Source organism: Aeribacillus sp. FSL K6-8210 (assembly GCF_037963925.1).
Lineage (GTDB): Bacteria > Bacillota > Bacilli > Bacillales > Aeribacillaceae > Aeribacillus > Aeribacillus composti.
Map to the genome: position 1 here is coordinate 1523967 of NZ_CP150172.1, position 22583 is coordinate 1546549.

The 22583-nt window shown below is 41.4% G+C and carries 16 protein-coding genes and 3 pseudogenes; 14 read left to right on the top strand and 5 right to left on the bottom strand.

Going from position 1 to position 22583, the window contains the following annotated elements; all coding sequences use genetic code 11:
* The first annotated feature begins 14 nt into the window (after positions 1 to 14).
* The 5 genes from NSQ41_RS07405 to NSQ41_RS07425 all read left to right on the top strand — a co-directional run bounded on the left by NSQ41_RS07405 (position 15) and on the right by NSQ41_RS07425 (position 5515).
* Positions 15 to 1259, top strand: a complete 1245-nt coding sequence (locus NSQ41_RS07405; RefSeq protein WP_339195136.1) for an alanine--glyoxylate aminotransferase family protein — start codon at positions 15 to 17, stop codon at positions 1257 to 1259.
* A 201-nt stretch (positions 1260 to 1460) separates the two neighbouring features.
* A complete protein-coding gene (locus NSQ41_RS07410; protein WP_066249032.1) occupies positions 1461 to 2183 on the top strand; it encodes an ABC transporter ATP-binding protein in 723 nt (240 codons plus the stop codon).
* Between the two features lie 14 nt (positions 2184 to 2197).
* The gene (locus NSQ41_RS07415) at positions 2198 to 3043 is read left to right on the top strand and encodes an ABC transporter permease (RefSeq protein ID WP_339195139.1); all 846 of its coding nucleotides are present in this window, start codon (positions 2198 to 2200) and stop codon (positions 3041 to 3043) included.
* A gap of 17 nt (positions 3044 to 3060) precedes the next feature.
* Complete coding sequence (locus NSQ41_RS07420) at positions 3061 to 4113, top strand: ABC transporter substrate-binding protein (RefSeq protein ID WP_066249026.1); 1053 nt, start codon at positions 3061 to 3063, stop codon at positions 4111 to 4113.
* Positions 4114 to 4165: 52 nt separating this feature from the next.
* Complete coding sequence (locus tag NSQ41_RS07425; RefSeq protein WP_339199674.1) at positions 4166 to 5515, top strand: allantoinase; 1350 nt, start codon at positions 4166 to 4168, stop codon at positions 5513 to 5515.
* A 408-nt stretch (positions 5516 to 5923) separates the two neighbouring features.
* Here the strand turns inward: NSQ41_RS07425 and NSQ41_RS07430 are convergent, their stop codons facing one another.
* Both NSQ41_RS07430 and NSQ41_RS07435 read right to left on the bottom strand, forming a co-directional pair.
* Positions 5924 to 7165 (bottom strand): MFS transporter, encoded by a 1242-nt coding sequence (locus NSQ41_RS07430; protein ID WP_066249019.1) that lies wholly within the window; start codon positions 7163 to 7165, stop codon positions 5924 to 5926.
* Positions 7166 to 7817: 652 nt separating this feature from the next.
* Positions 7818 to 8759, bottom strand: coding sequence for a Gfo/Idh/MocA family oxidoreductase (locus NSQ41_RS07435; RefSeq protein ID WP_063386903.1), 942 nt, complete (start codon positions 8757 to 8759; stop codon positions 7818 to 7820).
* A gap of 684 nt (positions 8760 to 9443) precedes the next feature.
* On the opposite strand from NSQ41_RS07435, the pseudogene NSQ41_RS07440 reads away from it, so the two are divergent.
* A pseudogene (locus tag NSQ41_RS07440) lies at positions 9444 to 10809 on the top strand (ISLre2 family transposase).
* Between the two features lie 324 nt (positions 10810 to 11133).
* Here the strand turns inward: NSQ41_RS07440 and NSQ41_RS07445 are convergent.
* A complete protein-coding gene (locus tag NSQ41_RS07445) occupies positions 11134 to 12303 on the bottom strand; it encodes an IS256 family transposase (RefSeq protein WP_339199677.1) in 1170 nt (389 codons plus the stop codon).
* A 239-nt stretch (positions 12304 to 12542) separates the two neighbouring features.
* On the opposite strand from NSQ41_RS07445, the gene NSQ41_RS07450 reads away from it, so the two are divergent.
* The 3 genes from NSQ41_RS07450 (at position 12543) to NSQ41_RS07460 (ending at position 15637) form a co-directional block, all read left to right on the top strand.
* Positions 12543 to 14714, top strand: a complete 2172-nt coding sequence (locus tag NSQ41_RS07450) for a YhgE/Pip domain-containing protein (RefSeq protein WP_339199680.1) — start codon at positions 12543 to 12545, stop codon at positions 14712 to 14714.
* 263 nt (positions 14715 to 14977) lie between these two features.
* Positions 14978 to 15115, top strand: coding sequence for a LacI family DNA-binding transcriptional regulator (locus NSQ41_RS07455; RefSeq protein WP_233504918.1), 138 nt, complete (start codon positions 14978 to 14980; stop codon positions 15113 to 15115).
* Positions 15116 to 15361: 246 nt separating this feature from the next.
* A complete protein-coding gene (locus tag NSQ41_RS07460; RefSeq protein WP_245566479.1) occupies positions 15362 to 15637 on the top strand; it encodes a hypothetical protein in 276 nt (91 codons plus the stop codon).
* Positions 15638 to 15777: 140 nt separating this feature from the next.
* On the opposite strand, the gene NSQ41_RS07465 is transcribed toward NSQ41_RS07460, so the two are convergent.
* Positions 15778 to 17007 carry an IS110 family transposase gene (locus NSQ41_RS07465; RefSeq protein WP_027725928.1) on the bottom strand — a complete coding sequence of 410 codons (1230 nt, stop codon included), beginning with the start codon at positions 17005 to 17007 and terminating at the stop codon, positions 15778 to 15780.
* 420 nt (positions 17008 to 17427) lie between these two features.
* Between NSQ41_RS07465 and NSQ41_RS07470 the strand changes: the two are divergent.
* Positions 17428 to 17643: pseudogene (locus tag NSQ41_RS07470) on the top strand (PH domain-containing protein); the annotation flags it as partial.
* A gap of 112 nt (positions 17644 to 17755) precedes the next feature.
* A pseudogene (locus tag NSQ41_RS07475) lies at positions 17756 to 17962 on the top strand (PH domain-containing protein); the annotation flags it as partial.
* A gap of 29 nt (positions 17963 to 17991) precedes the next feature.
* On the opposite strand, the gene NSQ41_RS07480 reads toward NSQ41_RS07475, so the two are convergent.
* Positions 17992 to 19770, bottom strand: a complete 1779-nt coding sequence (locus NSQ41_RS07480) for an IS1182 family transposase (RefSeq protein WP_339195154.1) — start codon at positions 19768 to 19770, stop codon at positions 17992 to 17994.
* Positions 19771 to 19986: 216 nt separating this feature from the next.
* Here NSQ41_RS07480 and NSQ41_RS07485 point away from each other — a divergent pair, with 216 nt between their 5' ends.
* The 3 genes from NSQ41_RS07485 to csx20 all read left to right on the top strand — a co-directional run bounded on the left by NSQ41_RS07485 (position 19987) and on the right by csx20 (position 22264).
* On the top strand, positions 19987 to 20367 hold the full coding sequence (locus NSQ41_RS07485) for a hypothetical protein (protein WP_339195156.1): 381 nt from the start codon (positions 19987 to 19989) through the stop codon (positions 20365 to 20367).
* A gap of 137 nt (positions 20368 to 20504) precedes the next feature.
* Positions 20505 to 21875, top strand: coding sequence for a TIGR02221 family CRISPR-associated protein (gene csx2 / locus NSQ41_RS07490; protein ID WP_339199690.1), 1371 nt, complete (start codon positions 20505 to 20507; stop codon positions 21873 to 21875).
* Positions 21872 to 22264 (top strand): CRISPR-associated protein Csx20, encoded by a 393-nt coding sequence (gene csx20 / locus NSQ41_RS07495; protein ID WP_339195163.1) that lies wholly within the window; start codon positions 21872 to 21874, stop codon positions 22262 to 22264. The genes csx2 and csx20 overlap by 4 nt, the downstream gene beginning before the upstream one ends.
* Positions 22265 to 22583 lie beyond the last annotated feature (319 nt).

A 22583-nucleotide genomic window follows, 5' to 3' on the forward strand; every position in this document is an offset into this window, starting at 1 on the left:
GGATTGTGGACGAAATGAAATTTCTGCCTCTACAGACACCTAATAGAACGATCATGACACCGGGGCCTGTTGAAGTCGATCCGAGAGTTTTGCAGGCGATGAGTACGCCGATTTTAGGCCAATTTGATCCTGCATTTACTTCGATCATGAATGAAGTAATGGAAATGCTTCGCTATTTATTTCGTACGGACAACCAATGGGCGTTCCCTATCGATGGAACCTCCAGATCGGGCATTGAAGCGATGCTGGCGAGCATTATCGAACAGGGCGATAAAGTGCTGATCCCGATATACGGCCGGTTCGGCTATTTATTAACCGAAATATGCGAACGTTACGGGGCTGATGTCACTACAATTGAGCGTGAATGGGGAACGGTGTTTGACCCGGAGGATGTAATTAGAGAAATAAAGAAGGTTCAGCCGAAAATAGTCGCGATCGTCCATGGGGAAACCTCAACGGGGTGCATGCAGCCGCTTGAGGAGATCGGGAAAGCTTGCCGGGAGATGGATGTAATTCTTGTAGTCGATGCGGTTGCGACAATTGGAGGAACGGACGTGAATGTCGACGAATGGCAGCTTGACGGCGTGATCGGCGGGACGCAAAAATGCTTATCGGTTCCATCAGGGATGGCTCCCATCACATATAATGACAGAATTGAAAAAATCGTTTTGTCGCGTAAAAAGGTAGAAAGAGGAATTCGGACGGAATTGGATCAGCAAATGGCCACAGGTCAAACAATTATTAGCAACTATTTTGATTTAAGCCAGCTTCAAGATTATTGGAGCCCGCGGCGATTAAATCATCATACGGAAGCTACATCAATGCTTTACGCATTGCGTGAAGGCTTGAGGCTTATTATGGAGGAAGGATTGGATAATCGATTTGCACGCCACCGCCTCCATGAACGGGCATTAATGGCCGGGCTGGAAGCAATGGGACTCACATTGTTCGGCGATAAACGCTTTAAACTGCCGACCGTCACATGCGTCAACATACCGCAGGGCGTCGATGGAGAATCCGTGCGCCGCATGCTGCTGGATGAATTCGGGATTGAAATTGCCAGCTCGTTTGGCCCGCTCCACGGAAAAATCTGGAGGATCGGTACAATGGGCTACAGCTGCCGCAAAGAAAATATTCTCAAGCTGCTGACAGCATTGGAGGCAGTTCTCATCTATCACGGTGTTCGCATAAACAGAGGTGAAGGAGCACAAGCAGCGCTGAATATGTATGGGAAACAAAAAAGTAAAGTATCATCTTAGATATTTATGATACTTTTTAACATGTTGATCGAACAATTGTTACCAAAAACAGTTGTTCGATTTTTTTAATTTTTGATATTTTACACAAAATCTTTTTTAATTTTTATTTATTTTGACAGTGGATAAATCAAAGAATTACGTATAATATACCAATATAGTTTCATTTTGCGTTAATAAAAGTTACATAAAGGGATGAGAAATATGACATTGATAGTTGAAAATGTAAAAAAGTTTTATAATGATCATCTTGTTTTAAAAGGGATAAACCTTACTGTTCAACCGCATGAATTTATTTGTGTATTGGGAAGCAGTGGCGGCGGAAAATCAACTCTATTAAATTTGATTGCGGGATTTATTAAACCAGATGAAGGAGTGATTAAGGTAAACGGATCTTTTGTAACAAAACCTTCCAAGGAAAGAGGAGTCGTTTTTCAAGATCATGCACTATACCCTTGGTTCACTGTTTTAGAAAATATCGCTTTTGGACCAATCGTGCAAGGGATGCCAAAAAAGAAAGCATTGGAAAAAGCATTACGTTATATAGAATTAATTGGTTTATCAGACTATGCAAACCATTATCCTGAACAACTTTCAGGAGGTATGAAACAACGCGTCGGCATTGCAAGAGCTTTAGCCGGAGAACCTGAAATTTTGTTAATGGACGAGCCTTTTGGAGCGTTAGATATGTTTACCCGTGAAAATATGAGAACTGAACTAATTCGTATATGGAAAGAAGTAAAGCCTACTATTATATTTATTACCCATGATTTAGCTGAAGCTGTCTATCTTGCAGATAGAGTGATTGTCATGAAAAATGGAATGATTGCTACAGAATTAGAGATTCATTTACCCCGTCCTCGAAATTATCGTGATCCTGAATTTAGTATTTTGATGGAGAATTTAGAAGAGCATTTTGTCAGCTAGTTAGGAGGAAGCTTATGAAAAATATGGCGGCCAGACAAGAAGCAGTTTCTGTCTATACGAAAAAAGTGGGCAAGGTTAGAAATAAAAAATATTTACATGCTATTCCAATAATTGCTTTTTTTGTTTTATGGGAAGTCATTACAAGATTAAATATAAATTTTTCCATAGTAAATCCCGTTTTTTTTCCACCGCCTTCACTTATATTTCTAAATGGTGTAGAACTATTTCATTCAGGATTAATTATAGACAGTATTGTGTCGAGTACGATCCGAATAGTAATTGGCTTTGCAATCGGAGTTCTTCTCGGGGTGATTGCCGCATTATTGATAGGAAGGGTAGAGAAGATTGAATTTTGGTTTATGCCTGTCTTTAACATGATCGGTCCTATTCCAGCTTTAGCGTTGCTGCCTTTATTTATTATTTGGTTCGGAATTGGCGAAATTCCAAAAATTATATTAATTGCTTGGACAACATTTTTTCCAGTTATGACGAATACAATTGATGGAATTAAAAGTGTTCATTCTTCTTATATTCGTTCTGCATTAAGCTTAGGCGCAAATGATAGACAAATATTTAAGAAAATTATTATTCCGTCAACATTACCAAATATTTTTACTGGATGTCAAATAAGTTTAGGATTGGCTTTTTCAGCATTAGTGGTTTCAGAAATGATGGGTGCAAAAAGTGGTTTAGGGTATATTATTGTGGACGCTCGAAACTATATGAAAATTTTAAATATGTATGTAGCTATTATTTTAATAGGTATTGAATATAGTCTTTTTTCCTTGTTATTAAAAGTGATTGAGAAAAAACTATTGAAATGGAGAACAGGCGGATTTGAAAATGCTGTAGAAAAATAATAAGGGAGGAATTATAAATGAGAAAAATTTTTCTTTTTTGCCTAGTTTTTTTGACAATGTTTGCAATCGTTGCGTGCGGTTCAAACAGTTCGACAACAACTAGTGAAAATAGTAATAAAGCGAGTGATGAACTAGAAGTGAAGGATATAACATTAGTAGGGGTAAGAGATGCGCAAATTTCTTCACAACAAATCATTGCAGATAAGTTAGGATTTTTTAAGGAAGAAGGGCTAAACGTAACAAACCAATTAATTGAAAGCGGACCAGATATTGGACCTATGATTGCTGGTGGAAGTGCTCCGGTTAGTTTACAAACAAATTTTATGGATATTATTTTAGCTTCCTCAGGCGTTAAGGTGAAAATCGTAGCTCCGCTTGCACAAATTGCAGGAACACAAGCGGTTGTAGCGGGCAAGCATGCTGAAATTAATTCTCCAAAAGATTTGGAAGGAAAATCAATAGGTATTCCTAGTGGTGCTGATGTAATGATTGCAATTCAAAATATGGCCAACGATTATAATGTTGACATAAAAAAGATAAATTTTGTGAACCTAGCTCCTAGCGATGCTTTAACTGCTCTTGAAAAAGGTGATATTGATGCAATGGCTGCTTGGGAACCGTTTATAACGAAGGCTATCAACAGCGGAGGAAAACTACTATTTAGCGGTACGGTTGACAATTTTGATGAAAAAGAAAAATCTGTTGATTGGATGAGTGTTCATACAACACTGCAAGTAACGGATGATTTCCTAAAAGAAAATCCGAATACGGTAAAAGCAATCATTAGGGCTTTAATAAAAGCTACAGATTACATTAATAAGAATAGAGAAGAAGCAATTAAAATTTTAGCGCCTGAACTTCATTTAGAAGAAAGCGAGTTAAAGGAAATTATGAATAGAAATGTTTATACAATGCAAGTCGACGATTCCTTTATGAACAAAAGCAATGGTTCTGAAGTAGGAGAATATTTATTGAGTGTAGGAAATATCAAAAATATCCCAAATAAGAAAGATTATATTGATTTTTCATTATTAGAAGAAGTTGAACCGGAACTTATGAATAACAAATAACATGAAAAAAGCATGATGGAAAAATTTTTATTTTAAATGGAGTTTGATAAAAATGATCTACGATCTTATAGTCAAAAACGGCAGCGTTGTGTTTCATGACGAAGTGAAAAAAACAAATTTAGCTGTTAAAGACGGCATTGTTGTTGAAATTGGCGATGACATTGACGGGGAAGCCGATGTCGTTTGGGATGCGGAAGGCCAATACGTTTTTCCCGGATTGATTGATGTCCATGTTCATTTCAATGAACCGGGCAGAGAGGATTGGGAAGGCTTTTCAACAGGTTCATCTATGCTTGCAGCGGGCGGCTGTACAACGTTTTTTGATATGCCGCTGAACGGTGTCCCTTCTACAACTGATCTTGAAGCTCTTCGACAAAAAGGAAAAATAGGCGAGGAAAAGTCATTCGTTGACTTTGGATTGTGGGGCGGGCTTGTTCCGGGCAATGAAAATGATTTAGCGCCTCTTGCCGAAAAAGGAGTTGTCGGATTTAAAGCTTTCATGTCTCCGAGCGGCAATAAAGAGTTCGCAGCGGTTGATGATAATACGCTCTTGAATGGAATGAAAACGATCGCCGGCTTGCGTAAAATTTTGGCTCTTCATGCAGAAGACGGTGCAATGGTGCAATTTTTGCAGAGAGAAAAAGAGCGGCAAGAAAAATTCGGTCCGGACGATTATTTACAATCAAGACCGATTGCTGCGGAATGGCTAGCTGTCAGAAAAGCCATTACATTTGCGGAACAGACCGGCTGTTCTTTGCATTTCGTTCATATCAGCAGTGCAGAAGCCGTTGAAGAAATCCAGCAAGCGAAGAAAAGAGGACTTGATGTCACATTGGAAACGTGCCCGCATTATCTTTTGTTTGACCATGAACATACGAAAAAGCTTGGAGCGGTTGCAAAATGCGCTCCCCCATTGCGCGAATTAAGCGACCAAAAAAAATTGGTTGATTTGTTTTTAAAAGATCAGATTGACTTTGTCGCATCCGACCATTCCCCGTCGCCATGGAGCTTGAAAGAAGATGAAACGAATTTTTTCAATGTTTGGGGAGGAATCAGCGGGGGACAATTTACATTGATGGCGATGATCGAACTAGCGGTTCGCTATCGCATTCCTTTTCCGAAGCTGATTCATTGGACATCTGCTAGACCCGCCAAACGATTTGGATTGGACGGGAAAAAAGGGGAAATTGCAAAAGGAAAAGACGCAGATTTTGTGATTATAAGTTTAAAAGACTCCTTCACAGTCGAGAAAAACAGTTTGCTTCAAAAACACAAGCATAGTTTATATGTCAATCATACATTTCCTTGCAAAATCCTTGCGACATTTCAACGGGGGAAATTGGTATTTGACAACGGGCGCATACGGGCTTCCAAGCCTCTTGGCCAATGGCTGAAGTTATGATGGAAAGGGTAAGGGGGCTGTCTAATAAGTCGATTTTCCGGCTTATAAACGCCCCTTTAATGTTTTAGAAACGTTGATATATCAATGTTTATAATGTTTCGTTTTCAATGGATTTTGACTTTCTGGACAGCTTTTTTTTGAACGTTTTCCGTATCCTCCATTTTGCAATCATGTTCCGTGAAAAGTTTTCAAAAAAATTTTTAGCACGTTATCTGCAGCCTTAAAGGACTTGTCGGAAAACCGAAACAGGAAGTTTGGTTAGGCAAATAAAAATGTGAACAGGGGATCTGCGAATATTGAGGTTGGCCCAATAAATAAATGAATAGGTCAGTCTTACGAATTTGTTCAGCTTTTTTGCCGAGTGACAACAGGTTCGAGGTCTCCAAAAAATCGCATAGGTGCCTTCTCCTAAATCGTTACCTTTTCTTTAGAAAATTCAGGAAGAAAGAAGGTGAGGATTGCTGAAATGACTAATATGATTATTGAAAAATAAAAAGCAACATTATAATTCCCGTGGTAACTGTATAGTAAACCCGGCACATAGGCTCCTAGTGCTGATCCAATTTGGTGGCTGAAAGATAGCCAACCAATGATAAAACCAACAGAGTGTTGTTTAAAGTATTGCGTGACCAACAATTGTGTAGGAGCAACAGTGGAAAAATCAACCAATCCAAAAACGATAGCGAAAATAATTAATAGCAGAGGGTTATAGCTATAGAATAGAATAAACAACGATAATGCCCGTATAACATATAGACAGATGAGCATTTTTCGACTACTCCAGCGATCTGCTAACACACCAGAAAATAGTATTCCTACAATATTAAAAGCAGCCAATATAGTTACTGCTGCACTAGTCGCACTTGTTGGAACTCCACACAACTGGGCATAAGGGATAAGATGTGTATCCATTAAACCTGTAGTGGTAAAACCGCAAACGCTAAATGGTAAAATCAAGAACCAAAATTGTTTTTTACGAAAAGCATCCCAAATTGAAAAATCATTGAATTTACTTGGCTGTTCAGTTGTGCTTTCTTCTTGATCCATTCCGCCAATTGGCAACATACCTTTTTCATTAGGATGGTTTCGTAAAATTAACAGGACAATTGGAAACACAACAATCATTAAAAAACATCCCAAGATGATGACCGTTGCTTTCCAATTCAACCATTGAATTAATAATAGAGATCCTGGTACCAACAGCATTTGTCCGGCTCCAAACCCTGCTTCGACAATCCCTAAAGCAAATCCTCGTCTTTCATTAAACCAGTTTGTAACGACTACTGTTGCAGCCACGTTTGACGCTCCGCCAACCCCAAGTGATACAAATATGGCATATAGAATAAACAATTGCCATGGATGATGGACAAAAGCTGTTAATAGAATACTAACTGCCACCAAAAAAGTACTGACAGAAAGGATTATACGAGGCCCAAATTTATCAACTAACCTTCCTATAAATGGTTGGGAAAGTCCATAAACGATAAAGCTTAATGTCGAAATTAGCGATACCGTCCCTCTGTCCATTGAAAATTCCCTTTCCCAAGGTTCAACAAAAGCCCCGAAAGAAAGACGAACACCTTGAACAGCTAAAAGAGATAAAAACGTGACAAATAAAATAACCCAAGCATAGTGAAATCGTAACATCATTTTAGTTTAGTCTCCTAACTTCAAAATTTTAAAGATTCAATATTTTTTCTATTTTACCGAATTGGATGTTTAAGTCAAGCCATTTTTTCCAATATTTTTCTCCGTCAATCGCGACAAAAATCAGTTCATATTCCGAGATGGTGGTTATTTTACAGAAGAAGGTCTCAGTGATTTGAATAAGCCAATTGTCGTCGCCCCCAATCGTGCAAAAATCTCTGTTCAACCGATGCAAATCAAAGGATTGGCAAAGTTTTCCTAAAAATAATCAATCAAGCATTAAAAATGAAATGCGTATATAACACTTTTTTGGGGTTTTTATCTTCACTATGAGGAATTGCAAGCAAATCGAAAGAGAGAAGTTTGTTTGACGTCTGGAGGCCATTATTTATCATACAGCCAAATTGCCAATTATTTATGTTTCAAAAGGAGCCGTGCCAACAATGATTGAACGTGCGGAAAAGAAAATAGCGGAGAGAAAAACAGAAAGCCTCTTCTGCCTTTAAATGGGTAAAGAGGCTTTGTCTTTGTTTGTGCATTTACAATTGCTTCACGGTTTCGTTCGCTAATCATATGATCAGTTGTTAAAAGTGTGCCGTCTAAGTCGATTGCGATTCATTTCATTAGCATTTTTCCACTGGCGTTAGGAATTTCACTACATCGTCAACAGCTTCACAACTTGTTTTGTCCGTTCATGACTATTTATATCGGATTCAATTTTGCCGTTTTTCACGCAGTTTATAAATTCTTCTACTTCATAATACATCGTTTCAAATTTATGTTCCACGGTTAAATCTTTTATTTCACCGTTTCGATATTTGATGACAACTTTCTTCGGATCACTGATTTTGTCAATTTCAATAACACCTTTTTCTCCTTGGATTTCACTAGGGAAAAAGGAGTCTGTTATTTTGGAATACATTACGACTGCTTCAAAATTATCATAATTTAAAATCATACTTCCTTGACCGTCTGCACCGGTGGATAAGTAATAGTGATTTTTTACTATGGATTTTGGTTCGCCGACTAGATGAACAATTGGTGCTAAGCAGTATACACCCAAATCCATTTTCGAACCGTTTCCTAATTCCGGTTTAAAGGCGTTTTCAATAATTCCTTCTTTATATTTATCATATCGTGAAGAATATTGATTGTAATGGAAAACAAATCGTCTGATCGGAGCGATTTCGTCAAGATGTTTTTTTAAATTTAAAAAGGTCGGTGTAACGGTTGATTTCATCGCTTCCATAAACATGGCATTGTAAGTTTTGGCTGTTTGAATGACCTCATCCATTTCTTGCACGGACGTTACTGCCGGCTTTTCGCAAAGAACGTGAATTCTATTTTTCATGGCCAAAATACTTTGTTCGGCATGGAATTTGTTGGGGGATGCAATATAAACGGCGTCAATATTGCCGCTTTGAAACATTTCTTCAAGGTTGGTGTACACGTGTTTTATTTGATATTTTTCGGCAAACATTTTTGCTTTTTCCATTGTTCTCGAATAAACAGCGCCGAGGGAAAATTCCGGGTGTGCGCTTGCAGCTTTTATAAAATGGTCGGTAATCCAGTTTGTTCCTATAATACCAAATCTCATAACGAATCCCACCTTTATTGTTCATATTTGTACATGAATATCATATTATAACATGTTCTGCAGCAGCTTTTTATTCGATTATCTTTTTTTTTTGAACTAACTTAAAACTCCATGTCAATAAAAGCCAAAACATACTAACATAGTAAGAGCTGTCTGAAAAGTCCCGAAAAAAAGAGTAAACGACAGTTTCTTTTCATCTGCTTATCTGTTTTGATCGAATTTCTGAAAAGGATAAACCGGCATTCAGAGTGGGAGCAACCCAACTCGCTTGGTCAATCGGACCGACCATTACATTTATACTGGCCGTATTATTGGTACCCTTAAGATTATTCGGTTCGGGATTGCCTTGGCACCGAATACGCAAGGAAAAACATTGCGGGAATTGAAAAAGAACGGTATGGAATTTTGGAAACGGAAGAAAAAGTTACGAATATTTAGAGAAGTTGCTTCACGACTTGCTTAAGCAGCTTGGTAATCCTTTGTCTCGCATCGTGTGAGTAAAATGTTTGTGGGAGAAATTCTTAGAATTCCCCGATGAGGGGGTTGGGAACGTAGGTTCGCAATCCCCCTCATCGGGGCCACCAAGCAAAGCGCGGTAGGATCCCAAGCAGGAAACATGAAAAAAGGACTCTCTCCCTGGTAAGATGTTCATTGACCACACCACAAACAGGAGGAGAGAGTCCCATGAATATTCAACAACATCTTACCACAAATTCGTTGACATGGAAAGAGATCGAACTTGATTTGTTTCGAGCCTTGCAAAACGCCTTCACCGAGCTGTTTACGGCTTTGTTGGAGGACATCGACCGACAATTGGCGGAAACCCGGGACAAGCGCCGGTACCACTTGAAAGACAAACGACGCACCACGATTCAAACCCTGTTTGGCGAAGTTACCTTTGAGCGAAACTACTATTTAGACCGAGAACAAAACCGTTACACGTTTTTGCTTGACTCCTTTTTAGCGTTTGATGGATCACAGTCAATCAGCCCTTGTCTAGAAGAAACAGCGGTGGGATTGGCTATGGAGTGCTCTTCCTATCGCAAAGCGGCTCATACGCTTGCCCAGATGGTCGGGTATCCGGTGATGAGCCATGAGGCGATCCGCCAGTTGGTGCTCGAGGCTGAAGTTCCGCTGCACTGCCCGGTTGACCAGCGATATGGACGGGTGCTGTTTGTGGAGGCCGATGGACTGTTTGTCTCTCGCCAAGGGAAGGGAAAACGGGCCAAGGAAGACAAAATCCTGACCGTTCACGAAGGGTGGAAGCGCAACGGCTCACGGATCGAATTCGTGAATCAGCGCCATTACGTCCATGAGGGCAAGAGGGAGGTGTGGGAAGGCTTCGAGGAATTTTTGATGAACGAATATGCCTATGATCCGTGTCGGGATCTTCTTGTCATCAACGGGGACGGCGCTCCATGGATTACCGCATGCCGGGAGTATTTCAAAGGACGGGTCTGCTTCCAATTGGATCGATTCCACGTGGCGCGTGAGTTGCGCCAATGCCTCTCGGGCCATCCACGGTGGCAGGCGATTCGGCAAAAGCTGGCGAAGCAGGATGAAGAGGGGTTGCTTGTGGAACTGAACAGCGCCCTCGGCACGCTGGGGGACGAAGCGAAAGAACAACAGCTGGCTGCCTTGATCCACCGGATTGAATCGATGCCGGGATGCATCCGTGATTACCGGGAATGGCTGAAGGAGCAAGGAGTGGACACAACGGGCATGTATCCGATGGGGAGGGCTGAAAGCGTGATGAGCCAGCTGGCGTATCGGGTGAAATACCGCCGCAGTTGGACAGACAAGGGACTCAGGACGTTTTTCAAGGCAATGATTGCCCGGATGGATGGGATTCGTCTTTTCGGACGTCGTTTCGGAGAAGAATCGTCGCATCCGGCGGAGGAAACGGCATCTACCAAACAGACGATCGTGAACAAGGCGAAACAACGCGTCCGCCGTCTTCTTCCGGAGGTAACGCGGAAACAAGCCATATTTACAGCAATCGTCCGGGACTCCGATCTATCATGCCCTGTCTGAACTCAAGGGATGGTAAAAAAAGGTATACATATCGGTCTGTCATGGCAAGGGATGAGAGTCCGAAAGCGCTTACGGATGAAATTCAAAAAAATGGTTCGCCAATCTATGACTTACACCTGTTTTCAGCGAACCAAAAAAGTTCCCACAAAATCTTGACTGACTCAAGCGGACACATAAACATTGGTACCGTCAAGAATTTTGTGTAATGTAAGATAGATAAGGTATCTCTGAAATGGATTTAGAATAGAGGGGGGATATTTCCTCCACACAAGAGACTGAATATTCAGTCTCTTGTGTGGAAAGGGAGAATCCCCTTATTTTGTTTATTTACAATATTTGGTTAATGATAACGTTCTTCAAACATTCGCTCGAGGGCTTCATGCGCTTCGGCAAATCCTCGCAACTTTCGCCCTGCCCATTTCTCATTAAAATCTTGAATGGTCAAATACACGATTTTTTCAGCGGCTTCTAAACTATTCAAACTGTTCATCGGTTTTAGGCGTTTCCGAATCTCCTTGATCGTTCGTTCGATGGCATTGGTCGTGTAAATCACACTTCGAATACTGCTTGGATAATCCATAAATGTAAGGAGGACATCCAACTCATTGGCCCAAGATTGGACTTCCCTTGGGTACTCGCGAGACCATTTGGATTGAAACTGTTGAAACATCTCCAATGCGATTTCTTTATTCGGAGAACGATAAATGAGTTTCAGATCCTCCGCCATTTCGAATTGGTCTTTTTTCCGAACACGACTGAGCGTGTTACGGACTTTGTGAACGACACAACGCTGTACATCGGCTTTCGGATACACCGCCTTAAAGGCTTCCTCTAGACCCGGTAGTCCATCGAATACGCCCAGAAGCACTTCCTTGACGCCTCTTTTGTAGAGGTTTTGAAGAATTTCCTGCCATACATAGGCACTTTCTTGTCCTCCCACAAAGAAATCAAGAATTTCGCGATACCCTTCTTCATTCACCCCTAACACCACATAAATGACTTCTTTCTCCACGGTTTCGCAACGAAGTTTTGCGTATAAGCCATCCAAATATAAGACCGAATAACGCTTGTGTAGAGGGCGAGTGTGCCATTTCTCGATGTCTTCCTTCACGACATCGGTAATACGACTGATTGTTGCGGGAGAATAGGCATTGCCTAAAATTCGTTCAATAAACTTGCCAATTTCACGCGTACTCATGCCACTTTGATACATCCTGATGATGGCTTCCTCCAGCCAGCCGGTGTGGCGTTGGTAAGGAGCGAACAATTGGGTTTGAAATTCTCCGTTTCGGTCTCTAGGGACCAAAAGACCTTCAATCCGGCCATATTGCGTATCTAGATTTCGTTGATAGTAGCCGTTTCTCATATTTGATGTTCCGGCCTGTTCTATTTCGAGGAAATTCTTGATTTCTTCCCGCATGATCAGTTCTAATTTTTCCTTTACAAACTGACGAATGACACTTTCCAGTTGATTTGCCCAGTCGACATTCGGTATACTTCTTTTAGACATAGGTAGGGTTCTCCTTTCTCTGGAATGTGTTGTGGTCCAAATCAGAGAATACCCTACCTTTTTTCTTTTGGTCTAGCAAAATGCTTTACACAAAATTTTATACATCATCTGCTGGTTAGCCAGCAGTTTTTTGTAAACATACTGTGCTCGTTTCCAATCCGCCGCTTATGTTTAGTTTTTTTTTCATTGGTTTATACTAACAAAAGCAGTTTAATCACACTAAAGGGAAGTTGAGGTTCGTGAAAAAGATATGGAATCTTTATGTTCACGATATGAAGCAAATAGCAACAAACTGGGTAGCGGCGGTATTGGTAGGCGGATTGCTTCTTCTGCCATCGCTTTATGCGTGGGTGAATATCGAAGCTTCTATTGATCCGTATGCCAACACGAGAAACATTAAAGTAGGAATTGTCAATGAAGACAAAGGGGCAAAAATTCAAGGACATGCGTTTAACGCCGGAAAAGAAATTGTTAGGGCGCTACGAAACAATCATGACTTAGGCTGGAAATTTGTTGGCAAACAAGAAGGAATGAAAAACGTCCGCTATGGCGATTATTTTGCGACGATCGTCATTCCAAGCGATTTTTCAGAAAAATTGGCTACCATTGTGCAAGATAGGCCGGAGCAGGCCGTCATTCATTACTATGAAAATGACAAAAAGAACGCGATTGCGCCGAGAATCACATCCAAAGGAGCAAGCACCATCACCGAGCAAGTAAGCGATCAATTTGTCGCTGTTGTCAACAGCGTTTTGTTTTCTATCTTTCATGAAGCGGGGGTGGCATTAGAACAACAGCTGCCAGATATTCGCCATTTTGAGACCCTGATTTTTCAGCTGCAGACGAAGCTGCCGGAAATCAAGCGGCTGTTAAACCAATCGATGTCCGACGCGAAAGAGGCGGAACGGCTCGTCAATAAAGCGGAAAAAACGCTTCCCGAAGCGAAACGGATCGTCAACAGCGGCATTGCGTTTCTTGATGAAATGAATCAGTTTTTCACGAAAGCGGAAGCAAAAGCAAAGACATTGACGCCGCAAATCACGGAAAATTTGCGTACGCTGCAGCAAATCGCCATGTCCATCTATGCCGTAACTAACAAGCTGCAAGAAAACCTTTCCCTTGCCCAGCAGCGGCAATGGCTTTCCGACGTCCAGAGCATGGCCGCAGCTGGGGAACAAATGGCAGATGAAGCGCAAACACAGCTTCGCATATTCAATAACATGATCGAAAAGCGAGCTTTCTCTCGCACGGCTTCCGCCAATATGGAACAATTGTCCGGCCGTCTGACAGGCATAAAATCCAATTTAAGAGAAGCACAACGCCTTGCCAAGTTAGCGTACGAGCAAAGTGAAAACGGGGCGCAGCTAGGCAACCATCTTCTCACCGACCTAAATGAGCGGGCGGCAGCTGCGGTAAAGCAAGTCGATCGGGTGATGAATGAATACGAGCAACATATCGCACCACTCATGAAAGAAAAAAAGAACGAAACGAAGCAGACGCTTCAAGACGCCCGCCGCATACTCGCGGACATCGCCAACACCATTCTGGAATTAGAGCGGTTTCTTCAGCACGCCGGCAGCGGTCTCAAGCAGGGGGAAGAAATGTTGCAGACGGCAAGCGATCAGTATCCGTTTCTTGCGCGGAAAGTCAACGATATCGCTTCCTTTCTTGTAAAATTGAAAAAAGAGACAAACATCTACGACATCATTCGTTTATTAAAAAATGATCCAAGAGCAAAAGGTGAATTTTTGGCCCATCCCGTCGACTTAAAGACGCATAGATTGTTTCCGTTTCCGAACTATGGATCGGGGATGAACCCGTTTTATACCGTCTTGTCCATATGGGTGGGCTGTCTGCTGTTAGTGTCGTTACTTTCTACCGAACCTTATGAGGCAGAAGGGTATACCAGCAGAGAAATTTATTTTGGCCGGCTGCTGACGTTTTGGACATGCAGCAGTATTCAGGCGCTTATTGTCACGTTAGGAGATGTATTTCTTTTAAAGAATATTTATATTCATGACTCCGGCTGGTTCATCCTCTTTGGGCTGTTATGCAGCTTTGTGTTTATTGTCATTGTCTTTACGCTCGTATCAGTATTCAGCGACGTCGGCAAGGCGCTGGCCATCGTCCTGCTCGTTTTCCAAATCGCCGGAGCAGGGGGGACGTATCCGGTTCAGCTTATTCCGGAATTTTTCCAAAACATCAACCCGTTTTTGCCGTTTACGTATGCGATTGATTTGATGCGCGAAGCAGTCGGCGGCATTGTGTGGGGAAAAGTGAAAAACGATGCGGTTCGTCTCATGATGTTTGCCGTCCTGGCTCTCTTATTAGGTACGCTTCTGAAAGAACCGTTGAACAAATACATGCATTCGCTGCATGCGAAAGCGAAAAAAAGCGGATTGTTTCATTAAACCATGCGGCATAGGCAAAATGACCGCCTGGCTTTTTTGTTTATATCCGATGACGCCATCGATGGGAAACAGAAACAGCCAGCGCGGATATGGACGCTGTTTTAAAAAAAATAGATTCGTTACGGCGGAAGGCACGGATTTGATTCGTGCCTTTTTTCATGACGAAGTTGCAAATGATTTGACAAATGAATGCATGTATAATATCCATCTTGGAATGAGGCTTTGAAAACGAACCGGACCAAACGGTATAGAGGCTAACTTTAGTGGGCTACACCATTAAAGACATCGCGTTGAGGGCTGGTGTTTCGAAGTCGACGGTTTCGCGCATCATTTCGGGAAAAGGGGTTGCAAGTCCAGAGACGCGTGAAAAAAGTATTAAAGATGAAGGAGCTGCAGTATAAACCAAATGCCTTGGCAAGGGCGATGGTTTCGCAGCGAACGAACAATATAAGCGTAGTGGTTTATCATTCACGTTCTCCAATGGCTTCGATCCTATAATTTTTCTTGAAACATGCTCATTTTCCTGCTTTTCCAAAAGTTTGTTATTCTACAGTAACAGATAGTTAAAGATGGAAACTTCTTGTATACTAAATACGTATAACCATTACGTCGATGGATTGTCTTTGTTTAAGGGGGATAGAGAAATCATGAATGGAGAGCCCGGAAAAAGAATCTCCGAACGAGCGCTATCGGTATGGCGGATATACGGCATGATCGGATTGGCCGTTTCTTTTATCGTCTTTGCGGCTATCATTGTCCTTATTATCGTTTTTGACGGACCGAAATGGATTATTCCGATGCTGATTATTATATTGATTGGAGAAGGCTATTTTTTTATCTTCTTTATTCCCGCATTGCGTTGGCGGAGATGGCGTTATGAAGTGCGTGAACAGGAAATCGAGATTCAAAAAGTCCTGCGGTAATATGTCAAGGTGAAAAATCATAGAAATTGGAAATTCCCTTGTCCGATGATCCGAAAAAAGGCAATACTGAAGAAACCCAGTATTGGTACATGTAATAAACTGGGTCTAAAGGTTGATATTGGTATACCAGATCGATCCTCTTATCGATCTTCCCCCTTTCTTGGCGTGTAGATTTGACCGTTGCGTAGCAGCGCATCGATCACACGCACGAGTTTTCTAGCGGTGAGGACGAGGGCTCGTTTATGTTGGTGTTTGGGCACTTCCTCATACTTCTTCCGGTAGTACGCACGAAACGTCGCATCATGCCGTTGCACCGAGTTGGCAGCCTCCACTAGGTAGTAACGGAGATAGCGATTGCCGGAACGAATGAGGGAGGTGTCCTCGGCTTGAAAACGGCCCGATTGGTGCTTGGACCATGTCAAGCCGGCATATTTTGCCAAGGCGGCCTGGTTGTGAAACCGCTCGATTTGCCCGATTTCGGCCAGGATGCCTGCGGTATAAACCGGTCCGATGCCTGGGATGGTTTGCAGTGTGTTCGGAATGCCTTCAAGATGGCGGGTAATGGCTTTATCGAGCTCTTTGAGCTGCGATTGCAGGCTGCGGATTGATTGAATCGACAGCCCTAACAGCAAGTCGATGGAATCCTCGACACACTTGGACAACCGATACGACGAACGGGCCGCCTTTTGAATCGACTTGGCGATGCATTCCGGATCGGCAAAGCGATTGCGCCCTTTTTGGCGCAGGAAGTCGGCCAACTGCTTGACATCCATTTGGCAGATGTCATCGAGGCTCCACGACTCAAGCAGCAGTTCGAGAATGGCATGTCCGAAGATCGAACTGTCCACCTCTTGGGTAAAGGAACTGCATTTGTAAAACAAGTGCTGGAGAAAATACTGTTTCTCACGGGTTAACTGGTGGACGAGATGATATCGCATGCGTGTCAGTCGCTGAAGCGCGAGAAACTGCTCCTTGAGGACAGCCGTCATCTTCAGACGGCCGAAGCGAAGCCGATCCGCAATGATCCAAGCATCGATGTCATCCGTTTTCTCCAAGTCGACATAGGCTTCTTTAAACTTGCGAATGAGCTTTGGATTGATCGTAAACACCTTGACGTTCCAAGCCTGCAAGGCCTCCTGCTGGTGGAAAAACATAGCTGGATGCCAACTGTAGACCGAGGTGGCTTCCATCCCGATCAGAATTTCGGTTGGCTTTCGCTTGTTAGCCCACAGGAGGATTTGATCCCGAAGGAAGGTGGCGCCCAGAAGATGATTATCCACTTTGAAGCGTGCGCACGTATTTCCTTCATGATCCATAATGCAGGTGGCTAAGTCGCGTGAGCTCACGTCGATCCCGACGTAGAGTTTCATGAGATCACCTCCTATTGTTGTAGGATCGAGGGGTTGGACTCTTCGGGATGCCCCCGGATCGCGCCTGTTGACCAGTCACCCTCGCATATGAGAACTCACGTTGGACCATGGGCTGCCCTGGAAGCTGCTCCTTCCAGCATGGGGAAAACCAACGGGAACAGCCTGCGGGTTAGACGTCCAAACAGGAGCCGGGAAGACAGACTTTACAAGTAGTCAAAGCTACAGGAGTGAGAAGAGTATCCCCGATGATCCTAAGACCATTATCCAGGAACATTGCGAAAAGTCCAACCCCGGTACGCTGAACCCTTTGTGGGAGGGGCGCGCCCCTCCCACAAAGGTAACCACCCAAGATATGCGATTGTCAAGGAGCGTATCGGACTGGAAATTCGATAAAAAAACTTTCTGAAACTTAGTATACGAGGACTGTTTGTCGTGAAACGTACATTGATTCCAATGATTCGGGTCCAGCATGTTGATTCAAGTCAAGGGCCATTATTAAAAAAATACAGACTGGCATCCGTCACCATTTCCACTGCCGCAACGGTGCATGAAATTCCGGCACTTGATGAGGAGGAAGCGGAGGAGCTGCGTTATTCTATTTCCAGATTGGCGAGGGTGGCGGATGAAGATGTCTAAGAAAAAACGACTGCACCCCATTTCCGTTGTAGCCAATATCGTAAAACAACTGAAAGACGCGATTTTACCGATCATTCTCGTCATTATTGTCGGGAATAAAACGATTTCCTCTATGTGGGATATCGCCGTGCCGTTTGCCATTATCATTTATACGATTGTCATTGGAATTGTTTCTTGGATTCGCTTTACCTATCGTTTGGAAGAAGGGGAATTGCGAATCGAATATGGCGTTTTTGTAAGAAAAAAACGGTACATTCCTTTTGAACGCATTCAAGGCATTTCCATATCACAAGGCTTTCTGCAAAGAATGTTTGGAGTTGTAAAAGTAAATGTAGAAACAGCTGGCAATCAGCTGGGAGAAGCGGAGGGCTTGTCTAAAAAGTCCATAAAAACAGAGCGAATGGAGAAAACAATGAGTTTTTCCATTCGCTCTGTTTCCTTATTTTTGAAATTGGTTTGGGAATTTGCGGCCCATTTCAGTATGTTGTGGGCCATTGCCACAATCCCGAATTCTGTTCGGACTTTATGAAGCCCCCGTAACAGAAATCGAGTGAAACGCAAATTGCCCTTGATGTTACCGAACACACTTTCGACATCCACTTTACGCTTCGCATAAAGAGCTGCCTTTTGTTCGTCACCAAGAGCTGCTTTGGCTTTCGCTTTCATTTCTTCATAAATCGTGTTCCAATATACTCGACGATTTCCTTTGGCTTTCGTACACCCATTCTTCAACGGGCAATCCGTACAATCTTCACACTCGTACACTTTCAAATCTTGTATGTATCCAGATGCATTTTTTCTTTTTTGATAATACTTGAATACGACTTTCCGATTGTTCGGACAGATAAAGCAATCGTCTTCTTCGATGTATTTCCAGTTTTGTACTTTTGATAAATCCTTTTTAAACTTTTTACTTTGTTCCTTCAAATAGGTTTGGTATGGGGCTAATAATTCAAAACGAGGTTCTTTTTCTTCGCCAATCGCATATAAATAGTTTTCTTCACTCGCATATCCTGCATCGGCAATGACATACTTGAGTTTCTTTTCCTTCGGCATCGATTCCAATAACTTTTCCATAAATGGTTGGAAACAGCGAGTATCTCCTGGATTTTGATAAATTTCAAATCCCACGATAAATTGATGTTGTGTGGCGAGTTGAACATTATAACCCGCCTTGAGTTGGCCGTTTTTCATATGGTCCTCTTTCATTCGCATAAAAGTGGCCTCATGGTCGGTTTTCGAGTAGCTATTTCGTTCACCTAGAATCTGTTTTTGTACTTTGTATTTTCGTAATCGTGGAAGATAATCCGTTTGAATCGTTTTCAGTTGTTTGGTGAGTTGGGATTTTTTAGAGCGAAGTTCTTTTTTTCTTTCTTTGTCTTCTTCCTGTTTATAATCTTTTTCCAAAGCTTCTATTCTCTCAGAAAGTTGTGCCGATGATTTTTCTAATTCTTCTTCTAATTGTTCTTCTTTTAATTCCTCCAAGGCGATTTGGTGCGCTTCTTGTAGAAACGATTGAATTTTGGCTCGTAGTTTCTGATCATATTTTTCTACGGATTTTCGCCATACAAACGTATATTTGTTGGCATTCGCTTCTATTTTCGTACCATCCACAAAAATATGGTCGAGGTCGATAAGTCCTTGTTCTACTAGTTGAAGGACAAATTGTTCAAATACAGAATCCATCATGTTTGACATACGAACACTACGAAAATCATTTATTGTGCGATGGTCAGGGGTTTGCAATCCCGCCAACCACATCATCGGAAGATTTTCTTTCACCATTTGCGCTATTTTCCGACTTGAATAAACATTTTGAGTGTACGCATATAAAATCACTTTCAATAACATTTTAGGGTGATAGGGTGCACGACCCCCACCAACATAATGAGTATACAACACTTCATCCGGAATCGATTCCACCATTTCATCCACTAAACGGGCGACATGATTTTCAGGAATATACATTTCGATATCTAAAATGCTCATGACTTGACGATTGCAATAAGGTTGGAAAACTAGTTTTTTGCGTTTCTTATTCTTTTGAACCTCTATTTTTTGAATACCCTCTAGAGTCATTTCTAATTGCGTGTTATAATTTTCTTGAATAGTCATTTGATTATTCATAAGAAATCGTCCTTTCTGTAGAATGTTTTTTGGTCAATTTCATTCTATAAAAAAGGACGATTTTTTTGTACCCTAAAAACAGAAAAAAGGGCTGAGCCCAAGGTCGATTCAATCGACTTTTCGGACAGCCCCATCGTTGCCTTTGATCATTTCTCCGTTTTCGTTTACAAAAATGAGGCGAGCTTATATCATTTATCCACCTTTTTCGATTTAAAGATGAAGCTCGTTTCGCCGACTGATTACATTGAAAAGTATAAGCAATATGTACAAAAAACATTCGGCATTGATATTGAACAGCAGGAAAGTGTTAGGATTTTCTTGAAAATGAAAGACTGGTCGCCGCTTCCGCATAGTAAAATGAATTACATGCCTTTAAATAATTATAAAAAAACCCTCGTATTACCGACTGTTCAATCGCTGCTCAATAACGAAAAAGAGCAACGTCAAAGCAAGCAAAAAAATAATCACCAGTCGTACAAAACAAAAAAGAAAAATCCATCAAACTGTTCCAATAAACACAAAGTAAACGATCGGACTCAAAGTATAAACACTGCCCTTGCGGATCAGTTGAAAAAAATATATCGACAAGAAAAATAATAATCTCTGTTAAGCGTTAAAGCGTTTCCTTCATTTTTTCAAAAGAAGCTTTTGTTTGAGAGAATTTACCCGTGCCCCCATCAAGTGTAGGGAGATGGTGGGGGCATGTCATGAAAGAATAGAGAGGAGATCAAATAATGGCAAAAGTACTCATCTCGCCCCTCGGTAAAGGGATACGGGAAAAAGAAAAAACAACCGCTGGAGGAAAATACATAAAAACTACTTATAAATTTGCAAACAGTGATAAGGGGTATGACACTTCGTTTATCACATCGGCATTAAGTGAACATCTGCAATTGGATAAAATTTTTATGATTGGAACGGATCAGTCGATGTGGGAGGAAGTTTATTATTATTTTGGTGAAGTAAAAGAAAATTCGTATGGAGAAGACGTGTACTTAGAACTTGATGAAAAAAAATCAAAGGGAACGCTAACGGAAGCAGATCTGACCTGTGTCAATGAAGCGATTGACCGTTATTTGAAAAAAATGAACCCTTCAGCAACTGGGGGATCTTGTTGCAAGCTGATTCAAAATGGAAAAAATACAGAAGAGATTATAAAAAATTTTCTGATCTTTATGGAATTTAGCCAGCTTATCAAGCCCGGTGATGAAGTGTATTTAGACATCACTCATTCCTTTCGTTCGATTCCCCTGTTTTTGTTTGTGTTGATTGACTTTGTGCAAACCTTGCGAAAGGACGAAAACATTCAGCTGTCGGGTGTATACTATGGCATGTTGGAAGCAAAAAACGATAATGTGACTCCTGTTGTTGATTTGAAGGCGTTGTTTGAAGTGACCCAATGGACTCGGGGGGTTTATGAATTTATTCATTATGGTCATGCGGATCTTTTCGCTGAGTTAATCGATCATGAGAGTTATAAAGAAAGCTTAAAACATATATCCAATTTGGCGGATTTAAACCACATTAAAAGTTTAAAAAGTAAAGTGGATCAATTTCGCTCCAATTTTGAAAAAGGATACGAGCATAAAAACGGTCTACCAATTTTCCCGTACCTTAAACCACATTTGAATCGTTTTTTTGATTATTTTAAAGGAGCTGACACTGATGCCAAATTCCAATTCCAATTGGCAAAGTGGTTTTTTGATCATAAACGGTATGCCAACGGTTATATTTGTCTAGCAGAATCGATGATTACCCATGTGGCCTATGTTTATAGCAAAGTGGAAAGAAACTTAGATGTTGGGAAACGTATAGTTCGGGATAACATTAAAAAGTTGATTAATCATTATTTACAAACAAATTCAAACGAGCATTATCAGAAAATGCATAAACTTTACAAATGTGTTTCTAAATTTCGCAATGACATCGCCCATGCCGGGTTTTTATCTGAAAATAATAGCGAAGATGTCATCACTAAAGCCCATCAGTTCATTAAAGAAACAGAGAAACTTTTTTTCTCAAGTAATGGAAAGAGATTAATTGAGCAGCTCCCCCGTGAGTATCCTTATTCCACACTACAAACCCAGAGGAGTCGTAGCAAATGAAAGTATTGGTTATCATGTCACACAAGTTAACAGAAGGACAAAAGCAGGAACTTTGCCAGCGGTTCAACGCTGAATCCTTCATCGATTTTCCTGAACCCTTAAAAAAGCAATGGATGAATATTCCGCCTGTTGGTCCGTGGCAAAACGAATTCCTAAAAGAAATCAAAGAATGGTTAACCAACCAGCTGGCAAAGGGGGATAAAGTGATCGTTCAAGGGGAATTTGGCGCCACTTTTTCCCTTGTTTATTGGCTCAAAAAGAACGGTTATGCGGTGTATTATGCCACAACGGAAAGAAAAGTCGTTGAAGAAGTAAAGCCCGACGGCACAGTAGAAACGATACGCCGCTTTCAACACGTCTGTTTTCGCGAATATCCCGACATCGATTAGATGCAAAAAATGTCATACCGGTGTCGTCGACCTCCAGTCGTAGGGGGTCGACGACAAAATGAAAAAAAGAGAAAACAGCTGAAATTTATTAAGTTTAAAAGAAAATACGGTTTTACAAAAGTCAAGAGAAAGTCAAGAGAATTAGAAGAAGGAATTTTCAAATCATGTCGAATGTTGATTTATCAAGCAATTTTAGGGTTTAGATCTTAACTATAAGGAATTGAAACTGCTATTTGCCGCCATTCGTTTTTGTACCGTCATCAGTTTTTATCTTAACTATGAGGAATTGAAACCCGTCCGACATCGCTTATGGTGAAGG

Excerpts from the sequence above, each read along its gene's own strand:
- csx20 (WP_339195163.1), top strand. The coding sequence starts at position 21,872 with ATGAAAGTATTGGTTATCATGTCACACAAGTTAACAGAAGGACAAAAG.
- csx2 (WP_339199690.1), top strand. The coding sequence starts at position 20,505 with ATGGCAAAAGTACTCATCTCGCCCCTCGGTAAAGGGATACGGGAAAAA.
- NSQ41_RS07480 (WP_339195154.1), bottom strand. The coding sequence starts at position 19,770 with ATGAATAATCAAATGACTATTCAAGAAAATTATAACACGCAATTAGAA.
- NSQ41_RS07465 (WP_027725928.1), bottom strand. The coding sequence starts at position 17,007 with ATGAAACTCTACGTCGGGATCGACGTGAGCTCACGCGACTTAGCCACC.
- NSQ41_RS07415 (WP_339195139.1), top strand. The coding sequence starts at position 2,198 with ATGAAAAATATGGCGGCCAGACAAGAAGCAGTTTCTGTCTATACGAAA.
- NSQ41_RS07420 (WP_066249026.1), top strand. The coding sequence starts at position 3,061 with ATGAGAAAAATTTTTCTTTTTTGCCTAGTTTTTTTGACAATGTTTGCA.
- NSQ41_RS07485 (WP_339195156.1), top strand. The coding sequence starts at position 19,987 with ATGAAGCTCGTTTCGCCGACTGATTACATTGAAAAGTATAAGCAATAT.
- NSQ41_RS07445 (WP_339199677.1), bottom strand. The coding sequence starts at position 12,303 with ATGTCTAAAAGAAGTATACCGAATGTCGACTGGGCAAATCAACTGGAA.
- NSQ41_RS07410 (WP_066249032.1), top strand. The coding sequence starts at position 1,461 with ATGACATTGATAGTTGAAAATGTAAAAAAGTTTTATAATGATCATCTT.
- NSQ41_RS07435 (WP_063386903.1), bottom strand. The coding sequence starts at position 8,759 with ATGAGATTTGGTATTATAGGAACAAACTGGATTACCGACCATTTTATA.
- NSQ41_RS07405 (WP_339195136.1), top strand. The coding sequence starts at position 15 with ATGAAATTTCTGCCTCTACAGACACCTAATAGAACGATCATGACACCG.
- NSQ41_RS07430 (WP_066249019.1), bottom strand. The coding sequence starts at position 7,165 with ATGATGTTACGATTTCACTATGCTTGGGTTATTTTATTTGTCACGTTT.
- NSQ41_RS07425 (WP_339199674.1), top strand. The coding sequence starts at position 4,166 with ATGATCTACGATCTTATAGTCAAAAACGGCAGCGTTGTGTTTCATGAC.
- NSQ41_RS07460 (WP_245566479.1), top strand. The coding sequence starts at position 15,362 with ATGAATGGAGAGCCCGGAAAAAGAATCTCCGAACGAGCGCTATCGGTA.